Annotated in this window: 18 protein-coding genes; 12 read left to right on the forward strand and 6 right to left on the reverse strand. The window is 64.6% G+C overall.

What is annotated here, in order from left to right:
• Positions 1 to 258: 258 nt before the first annotated feature.
• The 11 genes from BM177_RS00410 (at position 259) to fae (ending at position 11,678) form a co-directional block, all read left to right on the forward strand.
• Positions 259 to 3,033 (forward strand): phosphoenolpyruvate carboxylase, encoded by a 2,775-nt coding sequence (locus BM177_RS00410; protein WP_091675768.1) that lies wholly within the window; start codon positions 259 to 261, stop codon positions 3,031 to 3,033.
• Positions 3,034 to 3,076: 43 nt separating this feature from the next.
• Entirely contained in the window at positions 3,077 to 4,054 is a 978-nt protein-coding gene (locus BM177_RS00415) for an HpcH/HpaI aldolase/citrate lyase family protein (protein ID WP_091675773.1), read from the forward strand.
• A gap of 70 nt (positions 4,055 to 4,124) precedes the next feature.
• Positions 4,125 to 4,538 (forward strand): CsbD family protein, encoded by a 414-nt coding sequence (locus BM177_RS20445; RefSeq protein ID WP_244532011.1) that lies wholly within the window; start codon positions 4,125 to 4,127, stop codon positions 4,536 to 4,538.
• Positions 4,539 to 4,635: 97 nt separating this feature from the next.
• Positions 4,636 to 5,016 carry a 4a-hydroxytetrahydrobiopterin dehydratase gene (locus tag BM177_RS00425; protein WP_091675778.1) on the forward strand — a complete coding sequence of 127 codons (381 nt, stop codon included), beginning with the start codon at positions 4,636 to 4,638 and terminating at the stop codon, positions 5,014 to 5,016.
• A 222-nt stretch (positions 5,017 to 5,238) separates the two neighbouring features.
• The gene (locus BM177_RS00430; RefSeq protein ID WP_091675782.1) at positions 5,239 to 6,210 is read left to right on the forward strand and encodes a beta-ribofuranosylaminobenzene 5'-phosphate synthase family protein; all 972 of its coding nucleotides are present in this window, start codon (positions 5,239 to 5,241) and stop codon (positions 6,208 to 6,210) included.
• A gap of 9 nt (positions 6,211 to 6,219) precedes the next feature.
• Positions 6,220 to 7,107 (forward strand): NAD(P)-dependent methylenetetrahydromethanopterin dehydrogenase, encoded by an 888-nt coding sequence (locus tag BM177_RS00435; protein WP_175492443.1) that lies wholly within the window; start codon positions 6,220 to 6,222, stop codon positions 7,105 to 7,107.
• A 9-nt stretch (positions 7,108 to 7,116) separates the two neighbouring features.
• Positions 7,117 to 8,283, forward strand: coding sequence for an ATP-grasp domain-containing protein (locus BM177_RS00440; protein ID WP_091675788.1), 1,167 nt, complete (start codon positions 7,117 to 7,119; stop codon positions 8,281 to 8,283).
• A gap of 50 nt (positions 8,284 to 8,333) precedes the next feature.
• Positions 8,334 to 9,236 carry a methenyltetrahydromethanopterin cyclohydrolase gene (gene mch, locus BM177_RS00445; protein ID WP_244532050.1) on the forward strand — a complete coding sequence of 301 codons (903 nt, stop codon included), beginning with the start codon at positions 8,334 to 8,336 and terminating at the stop codon, positions 9,234 to 9,236.
• On the forward strand, positions 9,220 to 10,167 hold the full coding sequence (locus tag BM177_RS00450; RefSeq protein ID WP_091675796.1) for a RimK family alpha-L-glutamate ligase: 948 nt from the start codon (positions 9,220 to 9,222) through the stop codon (positions 10,165 to 10,167). Before mch ends, BM177_RS00450 begins: the two co-directional genes overlap by 17 nt.
• Positions 10,164 to 11,027, forward strand: coding sequence for a triphosphoribosyl-dephospho-CoA synthase (locus BM177_RS00455; RefSeq protein WP_091675801.1), 864 nt, complete (start codon positions 10,164 to 10,166; stop codon positions 11,025 to 11,027). The genes BM177_RS00450 and BM177_RS00455 overlap by 4 nt, the downstream gene beginning before the upstream one ends.
• A 141-nt stretch (positions 11,028 to 11,168) precedes the next feature.
• On the forward strand, positions 11,169 to 11,678 hold the full coding sequence (gene fae / locus BM177_RS00460) for a formaldehyde-activating enzyme (RefSeq protein ID WP_091675805.1): 510 nt from the start codon (positions 11,169 to 11,171) through the stop codon (positions 11,676 to 11,678).
• Positions 11,679 to 11,927: 249 nt separating this feature from the next.
• Here fae and BM177_RS00470 read toward each other — a convergent pair whose 3' ends face one another.
• Positions 11,928 to 12,650 (reverse strand): HisA/HisF-related TIM barrel protein, encoded by a 723-nt coding sequence (locus BM177_RS00470; protein WP_091675811.1) that lies wholly within the window; start codon positions 12,648 to 12,650, stop codon positions 11,928 to 11,930.
• 104 nt (positions 12,651 to 12,754) lie between these two features.
• Here BM177_RS00470 and BM177_RS00475 point away from each other — a divergent pair, with 104 nt between their 5' ends.
• A complete protein-coding gene (locus BM177_RS00475) occupies positions 12,755 to 13,795 on the forward strand; it encodes a hydantoinase/oxoprolinase family protein (protein WP_342028883.1) in 1,041 nt (346 codons plus the stop codon).
• A 20-nt stretch (positions 13,796 to 13,815) separates the two neighbouring features.
• On the opposite strand, the gene BM177_RS00480 is transcribed toward BM177_RS00475, so the two are convergent.
• The 5 genes from BM177_RS00480 to BM177_RS00500 all read right to left on the reverse strand — a co-directional run bounded on the left by BM177_RS00480 (position 13,816) and on the right by BM177_RS00500 (position 18,229).
• Positions 13,816 to 14,379: a DUF447 domain-containing protein gene (locus tag BM177_RS00480; protein ID WP_091675815.1), complete on the reverse strand. Its 564-nt coding sequence runs from the start codon at positions 14,377 to 14,379 to the stop codon at positions 13,816 to 13,818.
• 37 nt (positions 14,380 to 14,416) lie between these two features.
• On the reverse strand, positions 14,417 to 15,805 hold the full coding sequence (locus BM177_RS00485; protein WP_091675818.1) for a DUF6513 domain-containing protein: 1,389 nt from the start codon (positions 15,803 to 15,805) through the stop codon (positions 14,417 to 14,419).
• The gene (locus BM177_RS00490) at positions 15,802 to 16,350 is read right to left on the reverse strand and encodes a flavoprotein (RefSeq protein ID WP_091675821.1); all 549 of its coding nucleotides are present in this window, start codon (positions 16,348 to 16,350) and stop codon (positions 15,802 to 15,804) included. Before BM177_RS00490 ends, BM177_RS00485 begins: the two co-directional genes overlap by 4 nt.
• Positions 16,351 to 16,439: 89 nt before the next feature.
• The gene (locus BM177_RS00495) at positions 16,440 to 17,057 is read right to left on the reverse strand and encodes an amino acid kinase family protein (RefSeq protein ID WP_091675825.1); all 618 of its coding nucleotides are present in this window, start codon (positions 17,055 to 17,057) and stop codon (positions 16,440 to 16,442) included.
• Positions 17,054 to 18,229 carry a (5-formylfuran-3-yl)methyl phosphate synthase gene (locus tag BM177_RS00500; protein ID WP_091677281.1) on the reverse strand — a complete coding sequence of 392 codons (1,176 nt, stop codon included), beginning with the start codon at positions 18,227 to 18,229 and terminating at the stop codon, positions 17,054 to 17,056. The genes BM177_RS00495 and BM177_RS00500 overlap by 4 nt, the downstream gene beginning before the upstream one ends.
• Between the last annotated feature and the right edge of the window lie 44 nt (positions 18,230 to 18,273).

An 18,273-nucleotide genomic window follows, 5' to 3' on the forward strand; every position in this document is an offset into this window, starting at 1 on the left:
GCTTGAGCATATTTTTCTCGATTAGATTGATTCAATCCCATCGGAATATGCTCTCGTCGAAGCGAAAACGAACTTTGCGCGGGGCGCCCAAAGCTCCCCGCCCAATCTTTCGAAAGATCATCCAAGCGAACGATCATCCAAGTCCGCTTGGATTTCCGCTGTCGGCGCATACAAGGCGCCGGACCGATCCATGGATCACACCTCGATGAGGGCCGACATGACGAACGCAGCGGAACATGGCCGGAGCGAGCGCCGCTTATGACTGACCGTGAGATCGCCCTTCCCCCCGGTTGGAACCCCTCCGACGCCGGCGCCAAGGCGCCGTTGAGCGGCGAGGAAACCGCCGATATTCTGTTTCAACTCCTCCTCGACGTTGTGCGCCAGCAATACCCGCAGGTGGCCGACGTCCTCGCGGGGGATTCCGTCGCCAAAGACGGCAAAGTCTCGGATTTTTCGCCTGAACTCCTCTCCCGCGTCTTTCAGGTTCATGGAATCTGGTTTCAGCTTCTGGCGATCGTCGAGCAGCACGCCGCGATGCGGCTGCGCCGCCTCATCGAGCGCGAGCGCGGCCCCGACGCGGTTCAAGGCACGTTCGCCAACCTGATTTCCGAGGCGGCGCGCCTCGGCGTCGGCGCGCCCGAACTCAGCGACAAGCTCGCCTCGATGCGGATCCGACCGGTGATCACCGCCCACCCGACCGAGGCCAAACGGGTGACCGTTCTCGAAAAGCACCGCAGGATCTACCGTTTGCTCGTCGATCTCGAGCAGACCCGATGGACCGAGCGCGAACGCGCGTCCCTCATCGACCAGCTGCGCGACGAAATCGAACTGCTTTGGATGACCGGCGAACTGCGCCTGGAAAAACCCTCGGTGGATCAGGAAGTCGCCTGGGGCCTTCACTTTTTCCATGAGACCCTGTTCGAGGGCGTCCCCGAGCTGTTGAAAAAGCTCGACCGCGCGCTGCACCAGTTTTATCCTGGCGACACTTTCGCGCTGACCCCCGTGTTTCAGTTCGGCTCCTGGATCGGCGGCGACCGCGACGGCAATCCTTTCGTCACCAACACCGTCACCCGCCGCGCGCTGACCGAAAACGCGCTGGCGAGCATGCGCCATTACGAACAGCGCATCCTGATCCTGCAGCAGAGAATGTCGATCACGGAGCGCGCGCTGCCTCCGCCGGAAGCGTTCCGGGCGGTTCTCGCCCGCACGCTGGCCGAAATCGGCGACGGCGAGGCGATAGCCCATCGCAATCCCGGCGAGCCGTACCGCCAGTTCCTGTCCTGCATGCTGCGCAAGCTCAGGGCCGCGATCGCGAACACGGAACAAGGCAACTGGAACAAGACGGCGGCCTCCTATTCCAACGCCGATGAACTGATCGCGGATCTTTCGGTTCTGGAAGAGGCCCTGACCGCCGGCGGCAGCGGCGAACTCGCGTCCCGGCTGATCCGTCCGCTGCGCTGGACCGTGGAGGTGTTCCGCTTCCGCACCGTCCGGCTCGATCTGCGCGAGAATTCGACTCGCCTGACGGAAACCCTGCAATCCTTGTGGAAGGCGACATCCGGGCAGGAGCGCGACCCGCCGAAGCCCGATTCGGAAGAGTGGAAGGCCTGGATCATCGCCGAGCTCGCCCGGCCGCGCCAGGGCGACCGCGAACTCAATCTCTCGCCCGAAGCGCAAGAGACGCTCGGCATGTTCAAGCTTGCACAGGACCCGCGCGAGGAGTTTGATCGCGAGGCCTTCGGCAGCTTCATCCTCAGCATGACGCGCTCGGCCGCCGACATTCTCGGGGCCTATCTTGTCGCCAAGGAGGCCGGGCTGTTCCGTGACGCCGCGGGCGTCGAGGCGTGCACCTTGCCGATCGTGCCGCTTTTCGAAACCATCACCGACCTGCGCGCCGCGCCCGGAATCATGCGCGAACTGCTGTCCGTCCCGGTCGTGCGCCGCAGCGCGCGCGGCCTCGGCGGCCTCCAGGAAGTCATGATCGGCTATTCGGACTCCAACAAGGACGGCGGATTTCTTTCGTCGAACTGGGAGCTGGCGAAAGCGCAGAACCGCCTGACCAAGGTCGGCAGCGAAAGCGGGATCGGCATCGCGTTCTTCCACGGCCGCGGCGGCTCCGTCAGCCGCGGCGGTTCGCCGACCGCGCAGGCGATCGCGGCGCAGCCGGCGGGGTCCATCCGGGGCCGCTTCCGGGTGACCGAACAGGGCGAGGTGGTCTCGTTCAAATACGCCAACCGGGGAACCGCCGCCTATCAGATGGAGGTTCTCGCGACCGGCGTCTTCCAGCATGCGCTGATGTCGGAGCGCGAACATGCGCTGACGCCCTCGGCCGAATTCGACGAGGCGATGGAGGCCCTCTCGGGCGCCTCGCACGCCGCCTATGCCGGACTGATCGGCCATCCCGGCCTCCTCGCCTATTTCCAGGCGGCGAGTCCGCTCGAGGAAATCTCCCTGCTCAACATCGGTTCGCGTCCGGCGCGCCGCTTCGGCGCAAGGTCGCTGAGCGATCTGCGGGCGATTCCCTGGGTTTTCGCCTGGGCGCAAAATCGCCATGTCATAACCGGCTGGTACGGAGTGGGAAGCGGCATCGCCAGCTTCCTCGACGTGCGCAAGGAGCGCGGCGCCGCGCTGCTGCAACGCATGTTCAAGGAATCGCGCCTGTTCCGGCTCGTCATCGGCGAGGTCGAGAAGACGATGTGCCTCGTCGATCTCGACATCGCGAGGGAATACGCCGGACTCGTCACGGACGAAGAGGCGCGCGAAGGCGTGTTCAGTCTGATCGAAGCGGAGTTCAAGCTGACCCGGGACATGGTTTTGCGGGTCAGCCAGGACGGCGAGATCGCGGAGCGCTTTCCAAGATACAGATCCTTACTGCAGCACCGGCTGCCGACCATCAACAAGGTCAGCCGGGAGCAGGTGGAGCTTCTGCGCGGCTTCCGGGCCTGCCCGACCGAACTCGAGAAAGAAGCCTACAAATCCAACCTGCTGCTTTCGATCAACTGCATCGCCAGCGGCCTCGGCGCCACCGGCTGACAGGCCGCGGACGCCGCAAGATACAACGAGAGGGAAAACGGCCATGAGTTTCACCATTATCGAACAGGCGACTCCTCGCCTTCACCGCTCCGAACTGGCGGTTCCGGGCTCCGCTCCGGCGATGTTCGAAAAGGCGGCAAAATCTGCCGCGGACGTCGTCTTTCTCGACGTCGAGGACGCCGTCGCTCCCGACGACAAGGAGCAGGCGCGCAAGAACATCATCGCCGGCCTGAACGAGATCGACTGGGGCGCGAAGACCATGATGGTGCGCATCAATGGTCTCGACACCCATTTCATGTACCGCGACGTCGTCGACATCGTCGAAGCCTGCCCGCGTCTCGACATGATCCTCATTCCGAAAGTCGGCGTGCCGGCCGACGTCTACGCCATCGACATGCTGGTGACGCAGATCGAGGCGGCCAAGAAGCGCGACAAGCGGATCGGCTTCGAAGTGCTGATCGAGACCGCTCTCGGCATGGCCAATGTCGAGGCCATCGCCCAATCGAGCCCGCGCCTCGAGGCGATGTCATTCGGCGTCGCCGATTACGCCGCCTCGACGCGAGCCCGCACCACGGTGATCGGCGGCGTGAACCCCGATTACGGCGTGCTGACCGACAAGGACGCCAACGGCGACCGCAATTACTACTGGGCCGACCCCTGGCACGCGGCGCAGACCCGCATGATGGTCGCCTGCCGCGCCTATGGCCTGCGCCCGATTGACGGCCCCTTCGGCGATTTCAACGATCCGGACGCCTTCATCGCCGCCGCCAACCGCGTCGCCGTGCTTGGCTATGAAGGAAAATGGGCGATCCATCCGTCCCAGATCGAGCTTTCCAACAAGGTGTTCACGCCGTCCGACGCCGAAGTCACCAAGGCGAAGCGGATCGTCGAGGCGATGGCCGACGCCGCCAAGGCCGGCAAGGGCGCCGTCTCGCTCGACGGCCGCCTGATCGACATCGCCAGCATCCGGATGGCCGAGGCTCTCCTGAAAAAGGCGGCGTCGATCGGCGTCGCCGCTTAAGCTCCTCCTGCTCTCCTTCGGCCGGGCGTCGCTCGGCCGAAGCAATGGCGCAACTTGATCGGAGAACATCATGGATTGGGATCATCTCGAACAGAACTGGAAGACCTTCGCCGCGACGGTCAAGGCGAAGTGGGATAAATTGTCCGAGGAAGAGATCGCCAATCTGAAGGGCAGGCGCGAACACCTCGAAGCCAAGATTCAGGAGGTCTACGGACACGCGAAGGAAGAGATCGCAAAGGATGTCGACGAATGGACAGCCTCGCTGAAGGCGCGCTCCGAGGAATGGGAGCATATCGAGAAGAACTGGATCGAGTACGCTGGAACCGTCAAGGCCAAGTGGGATAAATTGTCCGAGCAGGAGATCGCCGACCTGAAGGGCAAGCGCGATCAGCTCGAAGCCCGGATCTACGAGCTCTATGGCCACGCCAAGGAGCAGATCAAGAAAGACGTCGACGAATGGATCTCCGTGCTCAAGCGGCCCTAATCCATCACATTGCGCGCGGGGAGCGAGCCAGGCCGTCGCGGGCCGAGGGCCGCTTCCGCGCGTTTGATCGTTTCCCTTTGCGCGGAGACAGACGGCGATGACGGAAGCCCAAAAAGAACGCACCTATTCGAACGAAGAGGTCGAACAATTCCTCAAGCGGGACTTGCCGCACTGGCGTCTGGAGGATGGATGGATCCGGCGCAATTATCGCACCCATAGCTGGAAGGGCACGCTGATGGTGATCAACGCCGTTGGCCATCTGGCCGAGGCCGCCTGGCATCATCCCGACATCACGGCGTCTTACGCCTTCGTCGAGGTGCGCCTGCAAAACCACGCGGCGAAAGGGATCACCGACAAGGACTTCGAACTGGCGAAGAAAATCGAGGACGTGATCATGTGGCGGCCCGGCAAGGAAGGCGGATCGCTGGAAGGAACGCCCGAGCACGACCAGCGCTTCGCCTATATCAAATACGACTAGATCCAGACCTCCGATCGCCGCCGGCCGCGAACCTCGCCGGCTCTTGAACTTGTCGGCTTGAACTTGCCGGCTCTTGAACTTGGCGGCGCGGGTCGGTAAGAGGGGGCGTCTTTTCAGGTGGCGGATCCACCGCCGGCCTGAGCCCCGCCGGATTCCCGGGCTCTGCGCGCGCGAGCCGAAAGAGCGGCCGGGCCTTCAGGCGCTTCCGCGAAAGAAGGGGCCATGTTCGACACCGCGACGGCGATCGCCCCCGCCCGGCTTCACCTCGGTTTTCTGGATATGAACGGAGGGCTCGGCCGACGCTTCGGCAGTCTCGGGCTCGCCATCGACGGTCCCGCGACGCGCCTGTCCATCGCACGCGCGCCTTCTCCCGGAATCGAGGGCGTCGAAGGCCCCCGTGGCGCCAGCTATCTTGAAATCCTGAGCGGACATCTCCGGCTTCCGCACGCTTACGCTCTGACCATAAGCGAAGCCATTCCGGCGCATGCGGGTCTTGGCTCGGGGACGCAGCTCGCGCTCGCCGTCGCCGCCGCATTACGCTGTCTCGAGGGGCTGCCCCCGGATCCGGCCGGTGACGCCGCCCTGCTGCGGCGGGGCGAGCGTTCGGGCGTCGGCGCGGCGGTTTTCGAGCGCGGCGGCTTTATCGTCGACGGCGGCCATGGCGAGAAGACCAGAACGCCGCCGGTGATCGCGCGGCTCGAGTTTCCTCCGGACTGGCGGATCATTCTCGTGCTCGATTCCCGCGCCAAGGGGGTCCACGGCCCGCAGGAGCGCGCCGCTTTCGCGCAGCTTGGAGTTTTCGAGGGCTCCGCCGCGGCCGAAATCTGCCGCCTGGTCCTGATCAAGGCGCTGCCGGCGCTGGCCGAAAAAGATATCGACGCGTTCGGCGGCGCGATCGGCCGGATTCAGGACATCGTCGGAGATTATTTTGCTCCGGCCCAGGGCGGCGGCCGCTACGCCAGCGCGGCCGTGGCCGACGCGATGGACGCGCTCACCCGCTTCGGCGCGAAGGGCGCGGGCCAGTCGTCGTGGGGCCCGACCGGCTTCGCCTTCGCCGAAAGCGAAAACGACGCCCGGCGCCTCGGCGCCCGTTTGCGCGAAAAAGGCGTCGAACCGGGTATAGACATCGCAATTTGCAAAGGACTAAATCACGGCGCTTTGGTAAAGGGACAATCCTTCGACGCCAATTCATAGGGGAAATGCGTGGCCAAAAATATATTGCATATGCTCAGTCCGTTGAAGCACATGAGCCCTTTCGACGTGAACATGGCGCTCGACGCCGGTTATGATTCGGTCACGCCCTACACCGGCGTCACGCTCGACGACGTCATGCCGCTGGTGCAGGACGCCATGTTCTCGCGTTCGCCCTCCGACGCGGTCCGCACCGCCGTGTTCTTCGCCGGCAAGGACGCCGGCCTCGCCCTCGACATGATGGAGCGCGTGCGCGAAACGCTGCTGAAGCCTTTCGAAATCTCCGCCTTCGCCGATCCGGCGGGGTCTTTCACCACCGCCGCCGCGATGGTGGCGTGCGTCGAGAAACTGCTGAAAGAAAAGAAGAATCGCAGCCTCAAGGGCACGAAGATCCTGATTTTCGGGGCGACCGGGGTCGTCGGCTACGCTTCGGGCGTCATCGCCGCGCTGGAAGGCGCCGAGGTTTTCCTCGCCGGCTATGACGGACCGGCGCGGGTGCAATCCAAGGCCGACGACATCAAGAAAAGGTTCGGCGTCACGGTCCACGCCGTTGACGGCAGCACCGAAGAGAAAAAAGTCGAGGCGCTGGTCGGCGTCGACGTCGTGTTTTGCGCGGCGGCGGCTGGAAAGCAAATCCTCTCCAAGGAGGTTCTCGCCACGACGAAGTCGCTCCTGATCGCGGCCGACGTCAACGCGGTTCCGCCCGCCGGGATCGAGGGCCTCGAACTCATGGACTACGGCCGCGAACTCGAAGGCGGCAGCCTCGGCGTTGGCCCGCTCGCCATCGGCGACGTGAAATACAAGACCGAGTCCGGTCTGTTCAAGCGCATGGCCACCTCCACCACCGCCCTCAGCCTCGATTTCCGCGACGCCTTCGTGCTCGCGCGCGAGACTGCGTGAACCTGGCGCGTGAGACCGCCTGAACCCGGCGCCGCGATCCTGATCGCGGCGTCGTCCGGACGGGCCCTGGCGGCGGCCGCGCGGCGCGCGGGATACCGGCCGCTCGTCGCCGATTTTTTCGATGATTCCGACACTAGAGTCATCGCCCACGCCACTCGCCGGGTCGAGGGCGATCCCGGTTCCGGTTTTGAGAGCGAGGCGTTGTTCGAGGCGCTGAATGCGCTCGCGGAAATCGCGGCGCCGGCCGGGATCGTGTACGGCGCGGGCTTCGAGGACCGCACCGGATTGATCGCCGAAATGTCCAAGCGCTGGCCGCTTCTTGGCAATACGCCGGAAGTAGTCCGGCGCATCAAGGATCCGGTCGAGCTTTCGGCGCTCTGTGCCTGCCTTCAAATTTTCCATCCGCCGATCCGCCTCGATGTCCCCGAAGATCCCGAGAATTGGCTTGCCAAATGCGCCGGCGCTTCGGGCGGCTCCCATGTCGTTTCAGCCGGAATCTGGTCGACGGGAGAGATGGTCCCGGGAAACGACGACAACGTCTATTTTCAGAGAATTGCCGAAGGCGAACCTGTTTCGGTGCTTTTTTGCGCCGACGGGAGGCAGGTCCAGATTCTTGGGACCAGCCGGCAATGGCCCTCGCCCTCGCCGGACGAACCGTTCCGTTTCGGCGGCGGCGTCAGGCCCGCGGAGATTTCCGCAGGCCTCGAATCCGCCCTGACCTCCGCCGCGGCGGCCATCGTGCGGCTGTGCGAACTTCGCGGCCTCAACAGCATGGATTGCCTCGTCGACGACGACGACGGCTTTACGCTGCTCGAAATCAATCCGCGCCCGGGAGCGACCTTGGACATTTTCGATGACGCGGCGGGTTCCCTGTTCGACGCCCATGTCGACGGATGCCTCAGCTGCCTGCCGGCCCGGCCGCCGCAAGTCAGCGGCGCGCAGGCGGCCGGGGTCGCCTATGTCCGGCGCGCCATTGCCTCCATGCCGGCGCTGGACTGGCCGGACTGGACGGCCGACCGGCAAAAACCGGGAACGCGCTTGCGGCTGAACGATCCGCTTTGTACGGTGCACGCGCGCTCGGATGATCCGGCGGGCGCGCGCCTGCTTCTGGAGGGACGAATCTCCCTTATCCTCGACGCGGCGGAACTATACATGGGGAAGGAAGCGACGTTTTGAGCGAGACGAAACTCAGCATCAACACATTGGCGGGACAGATCGTCGACAGGATGGTCGCCGACGCGGCGCGGTTGCGTCTTGCTGTTTCGGTCGGCTCCAGGGGCGAAACCGTCATCGATGCGGGCAAGGATGCGCGCGGCGGAATCGAAGCCGGCCTGCAGATCGCGAACATATGCCTTGGCGGCCTCGGCTCGGTCGATATCGCCCCCACCGGCTCCAATCCGAACTGGCCTTTCCAGATTTCGGTGCGCAGCACCGATCCCGTGATCGCCTGTCTTTGCAGCCAGTACGCCGGTTGGGCCCTCTCGCATGGCGATTTCTTCGCCCTCGGCTCGGGTCCCGGGCGGGCTCTGGCTCGCGTCGAGCCCTTGTTCAAGGAAATGGACTATCGCGATCACGCCACCCGAGCGACTTTGGTGCTGGAAGGCGACCGTCCTCCGCCGGCCGAAATCGTCGAAAAAGTCGCGCAGGATTGCGGGATCGACCCCAAAAACCTCGCGTTCATTTTCGCTCCGACGCAAAGTCTCGCGGGCGGGGTTCAGGTTGTCGCGCGCGTTCTCGAAGTCGCCCTGCACAAGGCGCATGAACTGAAATTTCCGCTTGAGCGGATCCTCGATGGTCTGGCCTCCGCGCCGCTTTCGCCGCCGCATCCCGATTTCATCCAGGCGATGGGCCGGACCAACGACGCCATCATCTACGGCGGCCAGGCTCATTTGTTCGTGAGCGGCCCCGCCGACGACGCCAAGGCGCTGGCGGCCTCGCTGCCGAGCACGACGTCGCGTGACCACGGCCGTCCTTTCGCGGACGTGTTCAGCGCCTACAAAGGCGATTTCTACGCGATCGACCCGATGCTTTTCAGCCCCGCGCGGGCGATCGTGACGGCGGTCGAGACGGGGGAGACCTTCCACGCGGGCGGCGTCGATCACGCGTTGCTCGATGCCTCTTTCTCATAACGCCAGCGCGCCCGACAGGGGCGCGCGACAACCCAAAATCGCGATCGCGATCGATCTTTACGACTGGCACGCCCGCGATCTTGCGTCCGCCTTCGCGCGGGCGGGCGCCGATTCGGCCCCGATTCGTCTGGCGCAGTGCGGCTTCGACACCGGCCGTCCAGGCGGCCTCGTCATACCCGGCTTCGGCTCGGATCTGCCGGACGCGGTTTTCGTGCGCGCGATCGGTTCCGGCACTTTCGAGAGCGTGACTTTGCGGCTCGGCGTCCTGCACAGCCTCGCCGCCCTCGGCGTCAAGGTCGTGAACAGCGCGCGGGCGGTGGAGATCTGCGTCGACAAAGCCGCGACGAGCTTCGCCCTCGCCCGACGCGGGCTGCCAACTCCCGCCACATGGACGGTTCAGTCCGAACAGGCGGCCCGCGCAATCGTGCGGCGCGAGGCGGCCCGGGGGCCGCTGGTGTTGAAACCCCTGTTCGGCGCGCAGGGATTCGGCTTGAAACTGATCCGGCGCGAGGACGATCTGCCGCCGTTCGATGAGGCGGAAGGGGTTTATTACCTGCAGCGGTTTGTCGCCGTGGAACGCAACGGATTTCGCGACATCCGGCTGTTCGTCTCGCATGGAAAGGTCATCGCGGCGATGACGCGGAATGCGGAGCACTGGATCACCAACGTGAAACTTGGCGCTCGGCCGGAATGGTTCGAGCCCGACGCCGAGATCATAGATCTCGGCCTGCGCGCGGCTGAAGCCGCCGGCGCCGAATTCGCCGGAGTCGACATCATTCGCGATGCGAGGGATGCGCCCCAGATTCTCGAAGTGAACAGCATGCCCGGCTGGCGCGGGCTGCAGAGGGTCGCGCCGTTTTCGATCGCCGACCGTCTCGCGCAGGATCTGCTCGCCCGCATCGCAGGCGCCGGGGCGGAGGCGACTGGTTGAATCCGATCGCGGAAGCTTTCATCGCTTCTTGCCGCGACGAAATCGAAGCCCCGAAGCCAGGCAACGTGCATGTTTTTGCAGACGGCCACGGCATGAAGGCGGCTGATTTCCTGATCAGCGCGGAAGTCGCGGCTCCTTCATTGTGTGATTCCTCGCGAACCGTCGGCGCCCGCATTCTCGGCGCCGTCGAGGCGACCTGGGCGGCGGCGGGGATGAACACCAATCTCGGCATCATCTTATTGTGCGCCCCGCTCGCCGCGGCGGCGCAATCGTGCATGCAGACGGACGTGTTCGATTTGTTCGCCTCGCTGCACGACACTCTGCTTGGGCTGACGCGTGCCGATGCGCAAGCCGCCTTCCAGGCCATTTTGCTCGCCTCCCCGGCGGGGCTCGGCCAATCCGCCCGCCACGACGTCCACGCCCCGGTCGAGGCGACGCTGCTGGAGGCGATGCGCGAATCGGCTGGACGGGACAGGATCGCCTTTCAATATACCTCTGATTTCATTGATGTTTTTGAGACGGGATTCCCCGCGCTGGAAGCCGCGGGAGCTGCGGGATGGCCGGCGCCATGGCCGGCGGCGCGCGTCTACCTCGATTTTCTGGCGGACTTTCCCGACAGCCATGTCGCCCGCAAACATGGTCCGGAGCCGGCGGCTCAGGTGCAGGCCGAGGCTCGCGGCCTGCGGGCGAGATTGAACAGCCGTCTCGATCCCTCGCCTCTCCTGCCTGACCTGCTCGCCTTCGACAGCCGCCTCAAGGTTCTGAAGTTCAATCCGGGAACAAGCGCGGACCTTACCGTCGCGACGGTTTTCGCCAAGAGGCTAACTCGTATCTTGATCCAGCGGCGCAATGATGATTGAGTGCGCCCGCGGCGACCAATCGCCGGTGCTGTCCGGTCAACCGGTCCGATCCCATCGGGCGCTGACAACAAGGATAAGCCTTCGCATCTGCCGATCTTCTTCGGCAGTAATATGGAATGGAAACCTCCAGGGGATTCAATCATGGCCAAGATAAACAGGCTCCTCGTCGGCGAATCGCTGGTCGGGGAAGGTAACGAAGTTGCTCATATCGACCTTCTCATCGGACCGCGCGGCAGCGCCGCCGAGACGGCGTTCGCGAATGCGCTCGTCAACAACAAGGACGGGTTCACGTCGCTCCTCGCCGTGGTCGCTCCGAACCTGCTCGCCAAGCCGGCGACCGTCATGTTCAACAAGGTGACGATCAAGAACGCCACCCAGGCGGTCCAGATGTTCGGTCCGGCCCAGCGCGGCGTCGCCAAGGCCGTTGCGGACAGCCTCGCCGACGGCACGATCCCGCTGCGCGAAGCCGACAACGTCTTCATCTGCGTCGGCGTCTTCATCCATTGGGAAGCCAAGGACGACCAGAAGATCCAGGACTACAATTATCAGGCGACCAAAGAGGCGATCTCCCGCGCCATCAACGGCGACCCGACCCCCAGCACCGTGGTTGCGCAGCGCAACACCGCGAAACATCCTTTCGCGCCGAACTAGAGCTCTTTCCGATCGCATGAAGTCATGCGATCGATCAGAAATCGCTCCAGAATCAAAGATTTGAGCATATTCTTGTCGATTGGACTGATTCAATCCAATCGGAATATGCTCTCATCGGCCGAAAATAAAAATCTTTTGCAAAAAAGATTTGTAGCGAACAGATATTTTCGAACAAAGAAAAACAAGGGGGCTTTGGCCCCCTTTTATTTTGGCTCCCTGGCAGTTTTAGGTATTCTTGCTTATTTTTGATTATTCGTGGGTCACCGGCGTCGTGTCCACAAGGGACGCGAGCTCCGCTCCCGTGAGGCGGCCGTCATGCAGTGCCGAGGCGACGAGCGCGCCGGCCATCCCGGCTTTCATGAGATTTTTAAGATCCTTCAGTCCGCGCACCCCGCCGGCGGCGTACAATTTCGTTGACGGCGATCGCGCGGCGATCCCGACGAGGCGCTTCAGATCGGGCCCTTCGCCGGCGCCGACGCGATCAAGACTCATGGCGATCACCCGCGCAGGCCAGAAATGAACCGCCTCAAGAATGCCGGGCGGGCCAAGCAAGGCTCCGCGATGAGTATCGAGCGAGAGAATGACGCGTTCGTCCCCGGCGATCTGATCGAGGCAATCCATGCTTTTCAGCGATTCGCTGCCCAGAACGAGGCGCGCGCGCGGGTGGCGGGCGAGCCACGCGACCGCCCGCCTGGCGTCGCCGATTCCCGAGTCCACCCAGAACGTCACGTCCGGAAGGGCGGCGCTCAGAGCGACAAGAATATCCTCATGACCACCGCGCGCGGCGATCGCGTCGAGATCAGCGACATAGATCGTTCGAAACGGAAAGATCGTCAGAAACCCGGCCGCGACGTCGAAAGGATCGCTGGTCTGCGCCAGGCGAGTCGCGATCGGGGCGTAAGCGTCGCGAAGGCCTCGGCGGGCCGCGACCACGGCGCCGCCCTTGAGGTCGATCACCGGAATGACTTCCATCACGCGCTCCCTATCCCGCCCCGGGCGGTTTAGAGTCAGTATGCCTCTCTAAGTTATTGATCAAGTTTCCGGAACCGGAGCGGAAGCTCCCCAGCGGGTCGGCAATGATGCAAACCGTGATCGGATGGGATATTGGCGGCGCGCACCTCAAGGCCGCGCGCGCGGACGATGGCGTGGTGACGGCGGCCGCGCAAATCGCCAGTCCGCTGTGGCTTGGCCTTGAGGAACTCGACCGCGCCTTCGCGGCGGCGCAGGCCGAGATCGGAGCGGCGTCCGTTCATGCGATCACCATGACGGGCGAATTATGCGACGCCTTCGCCACCCGCGATGAAGGCGTCGCAGGTCTGGCTGAAATCGCAAACCGTCGTCTTTCGCCCGCACGCGTCTTTTTTTATGCGGGACGGGCCGGATTCGTCGAATGGGCGGGCGTCGGCGCGCAGGCCCGCGAGATCGCCTCCGCCAACTGGCATGCGAGCGCCGCGTTGACCGGCCTTCGCGCGCCCGAGGCCCTGTTCATCGACATGGGCTCGACGACGACCGACCTCATTCCGGTCTCGGGCGGCGTTCCGGCGGCCCGGGGCGCGAGCGACGCGCAAAGGCTCGCCCACGGCGAACTTGTCTACACCGGACTGGTGCGCACGTTCCTGATGGCCGGCCCGAAGCTTGTCCCGTTCGAGGGCGCCTTGACGCCATTGATGAACGAATGGTTCGCCAGCGCGGCGGACGTCTATCGCATTCTCGGGCGATTGCCGGAGGAGGCGGATTTGATGGAGACGCCGGACGGGCGCGAAAAGACGGTTTCAGCCTCGCGCGCGCGCCTCGCCCGCATGATCGGGCGCGACGCTGGCGAGGCGGACGACGACGCGTGGGAGCGGCTCGCGCGCTACTTCGCCGAAGCGCAGATGCGCGAGATCATGGACGCGGCCGCGCTCGTTCTCTCGCGCGGCCTGATCGGACCCTGCGCGCCAATCGTCGGCGCCGGATGCGGCCGCGACATCGTGCGCGGGATGGCCGCGCGGATGGAACGGCCCTATTTGGCCTTCGACGACCTGATCGAGGCCGCGCCGGGGGCGCGCGGCAAGGCGTCGGATTGCGCGGGCGCCTGCGCCATGGCGCTCATCGGCGCGCGTCGCCTCCCCCTGTAGCGCCGCTTCCGCTTGTAGCATCAATTGTCCTTGTAGAACGCGTCGCGCTTTTCCATCAGCCACGACCAGGCCTCGCGCTCCGCCTCTCCAGCCGTCTTTTCGATGGCGATGGCGAGATAAGCGATTTCCTGATCGATTTTTTCACGCGGCAACATGCGCAGCCGGGTCATCAGGATCGCGCATTCCAGCACCGCGTTGCGGGCCCGATTGAAACCCTCGAACGGCGCATGCTGCTCGACGCGATCGACCTTGCAGTGGAACCGTGGGCGCTGTTGATCCTCGACAACATGAGTGACGACAAGTTCCGCATGAGCCAGCGCCGCCGCGAGTCGCGGCGCGGGCGTTGTCTTCAAGGCGACGAGCGGCCAGTCCGCGCGGCCGGTGACGAGGCCGGCGAAGAGACGCGCGTCGTCGGTATAATTGGCGACGGCGTAAGATGTGGCGCGCAAATTTTCCAGCGTCGTCGAAGGCCGGAACGGCGCGATGATCCATTCTTCGCCGTCCTCGATCAGCCCCAGCGGCGCGATGTGAGGACGGCCGGAGGAATCAACAGTCGTGACGATGCATTCGCGGATCATCGGCATGGAGGGCCTTCCTTCGCGCGATCGGCGCCCTCGGGTCTCACACCTTCCCCCTCAAAGTATGTCCGATCTCACGCAGGCGCGACCTATCCTCGTTCTTCTTGTCCACCGCGCAGCCCCAATCGAGAGGCTCGTCCTGGGCGTAGCGTTTGCCCAGCGCGAAGGCGATCTCCGCCTTGGCGAGTTCCGCCCCAAGATAAAACGCGTGCGCGCCGTCGGACTCGACGCCCAGTTTTGGAAACAGCGAAAAGGCGTCGCGCGCCACATGTTCGCCGTCGCGGTTGAAAATATGAACGCCGTCCTCCGCCGTCTCGATGCGGAAGTTGGCGTCGCGCACCTGCGCCGCGATCTCGGCGATTTCCGCAGGGGTTGACGCGTAGGGCGCGCGGTCATGCAGCTGCAACAGCCCGGCGTCGTAACCTTTCGGGAGCGCGCCGTCGCGCGCGGACGCCAGCATCAGGCGGCGCGCGCAATCGTGCTCCTCGATGGTGCGGCGCGTATGCGGGCTGACCTGCACGGTCAGCACGTTGCGGATCGAAAGCTCCGAACACAATCCCATGAGGATCGCGGTGACGCCGCCCGAATCCGCCTCGGTCAATTCGGTGAGGTTGCCGGTGCCCATCATCATTTCGGCTCCGGGAAGGCGCCGCCGCGTTTCGACGTAGCGGGTCAGCGAGGTTGCGAATCCGAAATGGATCGGATCGAGAATCGGATCGACGATGAACGGCAAGCCGCGGCGCGACGCCTCCTCGGCCACGCGGACAAGGGAGTCGACGTCGCCATGCGGCGCCGGAACGAGAATGGGAACCGTCCCGGTATCCGCCGCGATGTCGAGCGAGTTCTCGTCGAGGCTGAGAAGGAAATCCGCGCCCGCCTTCGCGCCGCGCGCCAGTTCCGTCCGGTCGGCGGAATCGACGCTGACCCGTCCGCCCGCGGCCTTGAGGGCTTTCACGCAATCTTCAAGATGCGGGAAGGGCGTATCGGGCAGACAGCCAAGGTCGATGACGTCGGCGCCCGCGTTTTGCAGGACCTGCGCGCGCGCCAGCACGGCCTCGACGGAGAGCGTCGAGGCGTCGACGATCTCGGCGAAGATGCGGATGTCGTAGGCCGACAGATCCGGCGCCGTCCCGCCCCGCCCTAGATAACGGGGAAGATCGCTCAGCTCGTCGGGGCCGCGCGCCACGGGCACGCCGAGTTCGCCGGAAAGCCGGTCGAGATCGGCGCGGCAGCGGCCCGGAAGGATGATGCGGTCGGCGGCGACGGGCCTCGGGATGCGCCGCAAAATGATCGCCTCGGTCATCAGCGCGGCGACCTTGACTCCAATGTCGAACACTTCCCAGCGGAACGGGGTCTCCCCCAGGGACTGCAGCAGCCGCTCAAGCCGCGGGTAGGCGAGATGGCCGGTGACGAAGAGAAGCCGTTCGCTCATTTCTCCGTCAATTCGCTCCTGCGTCTGGCGACGAGCGTTTGCAGATCTTTCAAACTCTCCGCGACGCTCGTGGCCTCGAAGTCCTTCAGCCGCGCGGTGTTCTCAAGGTCGATGCGCCGCGGATAGACCTTGACCATGCCTTCGGGCGCGCGCGTTTCAAGTTCCGGCGCGGTGTCGCAGGCGAAGACGATGCTCGGCACGCGGCACTTTCCGGCCTGCGCGAACACATTGGTCGCGAGATTGTCGGAGATGCCATAGACGAATTTCGCGACGCTGTTCGACGAGGCCGGCGCGACGATGAGCGTATGGTAGATTCCGTGGTAGAAATTGCCGACCACGGGAGAACTGGCGGCGCCGTCGGGAAAGATGCGGGCCGCATCCGGAAGATCGTATTTCTGCTTGTACATTCGCAACACCTCGGCGGCCGCCTTGCTGACGAAGACGTCGACATGCTCCAGCTCGCGCACCAGATCGAGGCACTCGTTGAAGAAATGACCGGAGCCGGTGAGCGCCCAGCCCCAGCGCGGGACGACGATATCGTTCATGTTCGCACCTTCATCATAGCGGCTCTCATCGCTTCGATCGCGTCATCAATTCGTCCCCGGCGATCGGGGGCGGTTTCGGGACTGCCGCGCTACTCCAACATCACGTTAACGCCCGGAACCCCGCCGCCGCGCAATATGTCCAGCGCCCCGGGAAGCGCGGCCGGACCCGCGATAAAAACCTCGACCCCCGCCTGACCCGAGAACAACGGAAACAGCGGATCGACGACATCGTCCATCGCAAGATCCTCGACGAGCGCTCCGGCCGGGCAATCGCAGGACTTGATCAGCAGCAAACGGCGCGCGCCGATCTTCGCCGCGAGCCAGGCGCTGAGGGAATCCGAGGTCGCATCCCACGACGCCGGCACCTCGATCGCAGGCGCAACCATTCGCGACGGTAGCCAGACCGGTATCCCGCCAGCTTGCAAGACGCTCTCAATTTCACCGGCCGACGCGGCCAGATCGAAGATCCCGGAAAACGCCGCGAGGGCGCAACCATACTGCTCCATCGCCAGCAGCGCCATCTTGTGCGCGGCCTTGTCGTCGAAGCCCATCTCGGCCTGGGCGTCGCGAACGGCGGCGGCGAAAGGGCCTCCGCCGGGCACGACAACCAGCGGCCCGCCCCAGGCGATGAGCGTCGCGAGCCAAGCCTCGCGTTGCGCGGCCGAATGCGCGAGGCTGCCGCCCACCTTGACGATCGTGACGCTCAATGACTTCTCTTGCCGCCCGCGCTTGCGAACCCGGTCGCCAGCTGATCGACCGCCGCGGCTTCGCTCGCGCGCTCGCGCCTGATCTCGACGCCGACCCTGCCGGGAATGATGTCGAGCTTTTCAATCCGCACGCACACGCGAACGACCTCGGGATGGCGCAGAACGCTATCCGCAAGTTCGCGCGCCAGGGTCTCGACCAATTCCACATGGCCCTGGCCGAGCAGGATCTTGATCGCGTCGATCACGACATCGTAGGAAAAAATATCCCGCATATCGTCCGAATGATGATTTGAACGCCGCACGTCCACATCGACGTTGAAACGGACGTTCTGCTTCATTCCGCGCTCGTAATCATAGGCGCCGATGAAACAGGGCATGATGAGGTCATGCACGAAAACACGGTCGGTTTCGATGGCGCGTTCGTTCGCCGCGATGTACCCGCGGCCAAAAAAGAATCGTAAATCGGCGCCCGCGTCGACGGCGGCGCGGCCGGACTGCGCCTGCGGGATCAGGTCGCGAATCATCCGCACGGCTCCGGCGTCGATGGCGGCCTCGCGAGTCCGGCCCTGGCACAGGGAACCTCGAAACCCGAGGTAGCCTGGGCGCATCGGCAGGAGACGCGGAATGTCCGGCGGCTCGAGCGATCCGGCGAGTCCCGAGGCGAGACCGTGCGCGTTGCAGCGCCCGATAAAACCGTTGAGCGCAGCGACGTCCATGTGATCCAGAAGCCGCCCGGCATTTTTGGCCGCCGTGTCGAGCATGGCGCCCGCGAAGCCCTGCGCGGCCATCAGCGCGACGAGTTCGAGATCGGGAGTCTTGTCCGCGAAGAGAACGCCGACGAGTTTGGTCCTGGCGGCGATCGGCGCCAGCGCGCGCACGCCGTCGGCGCCGGTCTGGTCCGAGGAAAATCCGATTTTCACGTAATCGCAACCGGCGGCGGCCATTTTCGCAACGGCCTCGACTCCAGCATCCGGATCAGCGAACAAGGCCCCCGCCGCGGCGCTGACGGGTTTGCGTTTGGCCACCTGGCGCACGATGGTCGCGGCGAGCGCAGGATCGAGCGCGCCCAGCGCTCCATTCGCTGGATCCTTCAGATCGATAATGTCGGCGCCGCCCGCCCAAACCGCCTCGGCCTCGGCCGGATCGGTCACGCTTGCGAGCATCAAGGTCATTCTGGCGGTTCCCTCGCCGGCGCCGGCGATCATTCGAGTTTACG

It is taken from the genome of Methylocapsa palsarum, from assembly GCF_900114285.1.
Taxonomy (GTDB): Bacteria; Pseudomonadota; Alphaproteobacteria; order Rhizobiales; family Beijerinckiaceae; genus Methylocapsa; species Methylocapsa palsarum.

Bases quoted from the DNA above. Each gene is read 5' to 3' on its own strand.
- BM177_RS00490 (WP_091675821.1), bottom strand. From the start codon at position 16,350: ATGAACGATATCGTCGTCCCGCGCTGGGGCTGGGCGCTCACCGGCTCC.
- BM177_RS00450 (WP_091675796.1), top strand. From the start codon at position 9,220: ATGCCTCTTTCTCATAACGCCAGCGCGCCCGACAGGGGCGCGCGACAA.
- fae (WP_091675805.1), top strand. From the start codon at position 11,169: ATGGCCAAGATAAACAGGCTCCTCGTCGGCGAATCGCTGGTCGGGGAA.
- BM177_RS00470 (WP_091675811.1), bottom strand. From the start codon at position 12,650: ATGGAAGTCATTCCGGTGATCGACCTCAAGGGCGGCGCCGTGGTCGCG.
- mch (WP_244532050.1), top strand. From the start codon at position 8,334: ATGGTCGCCGACGCGGCGCGGTTGCGTCTTGCTGTTTCGGTCGGCTCC.
- BM177_RS00415 (WP_091675773.1), top strand. From the start codon at position 3,077: ATGAGTTTCACCATTATCGAACAGGCGACTCCTCGCCTTCACCGCTCC.
- BM177_RS00485 (WP_091675818.1), bottom strand. From the start codon at position 15,805: ATGAGCGAACGGCTTCTCTTCGTCACCGGCCATCTCGCCTACCCGCGG.
- BM177_RS00425 (WP_091675778.1), top strand. From the start codon at position 4,636: ATGACGGAAGCCCAAAAAGAACGCACCTATTCGAACGAAGAGGTCGAA.
- BM177_RS00410 (WP_091675768.1), top strand. From the start codon at position 259: ATGACTGACCGTGAGATCGCCCTTCCCCCCGGTTGGAACCCCTCCGAC.
- BM177_RS00500 (WP_091677281.1), bottom strand. From the start codon at position 18,229: ATGACCTTGATGCTCGCAAGCGTGACCGATCCGGCCGAGGCCGAGGCG.
- BM177_RS00430 (WP_091675782.1), top strand. From the start codon at position 5,239: ATGTTCGACACCGCGACGGCGATCGCCCCCGCCCGGCTTCACCTCGGT.
- BM177_RS00480 (WP_091675815.1), bottom strand. From the start codon at position 14,379: ATGCCGATGATCCGCGAATGCATCGTCACGACTGTTGATTCCTCCGGC.
- BM177_RS20445 (WP_244532011.1), top strand. From the start codon at position 4,125: ATGGATTGGGATCATCTCGAACAGAACTGGAAGACCTTCGCCGCGACG.
- BM177_RS00475 (WP_342028883.1), top strand. From the start codon at position 12,755: ATGATGCAAACCGTGATCGGATGGGATATTGGCGGCGCGCACCTCAAG.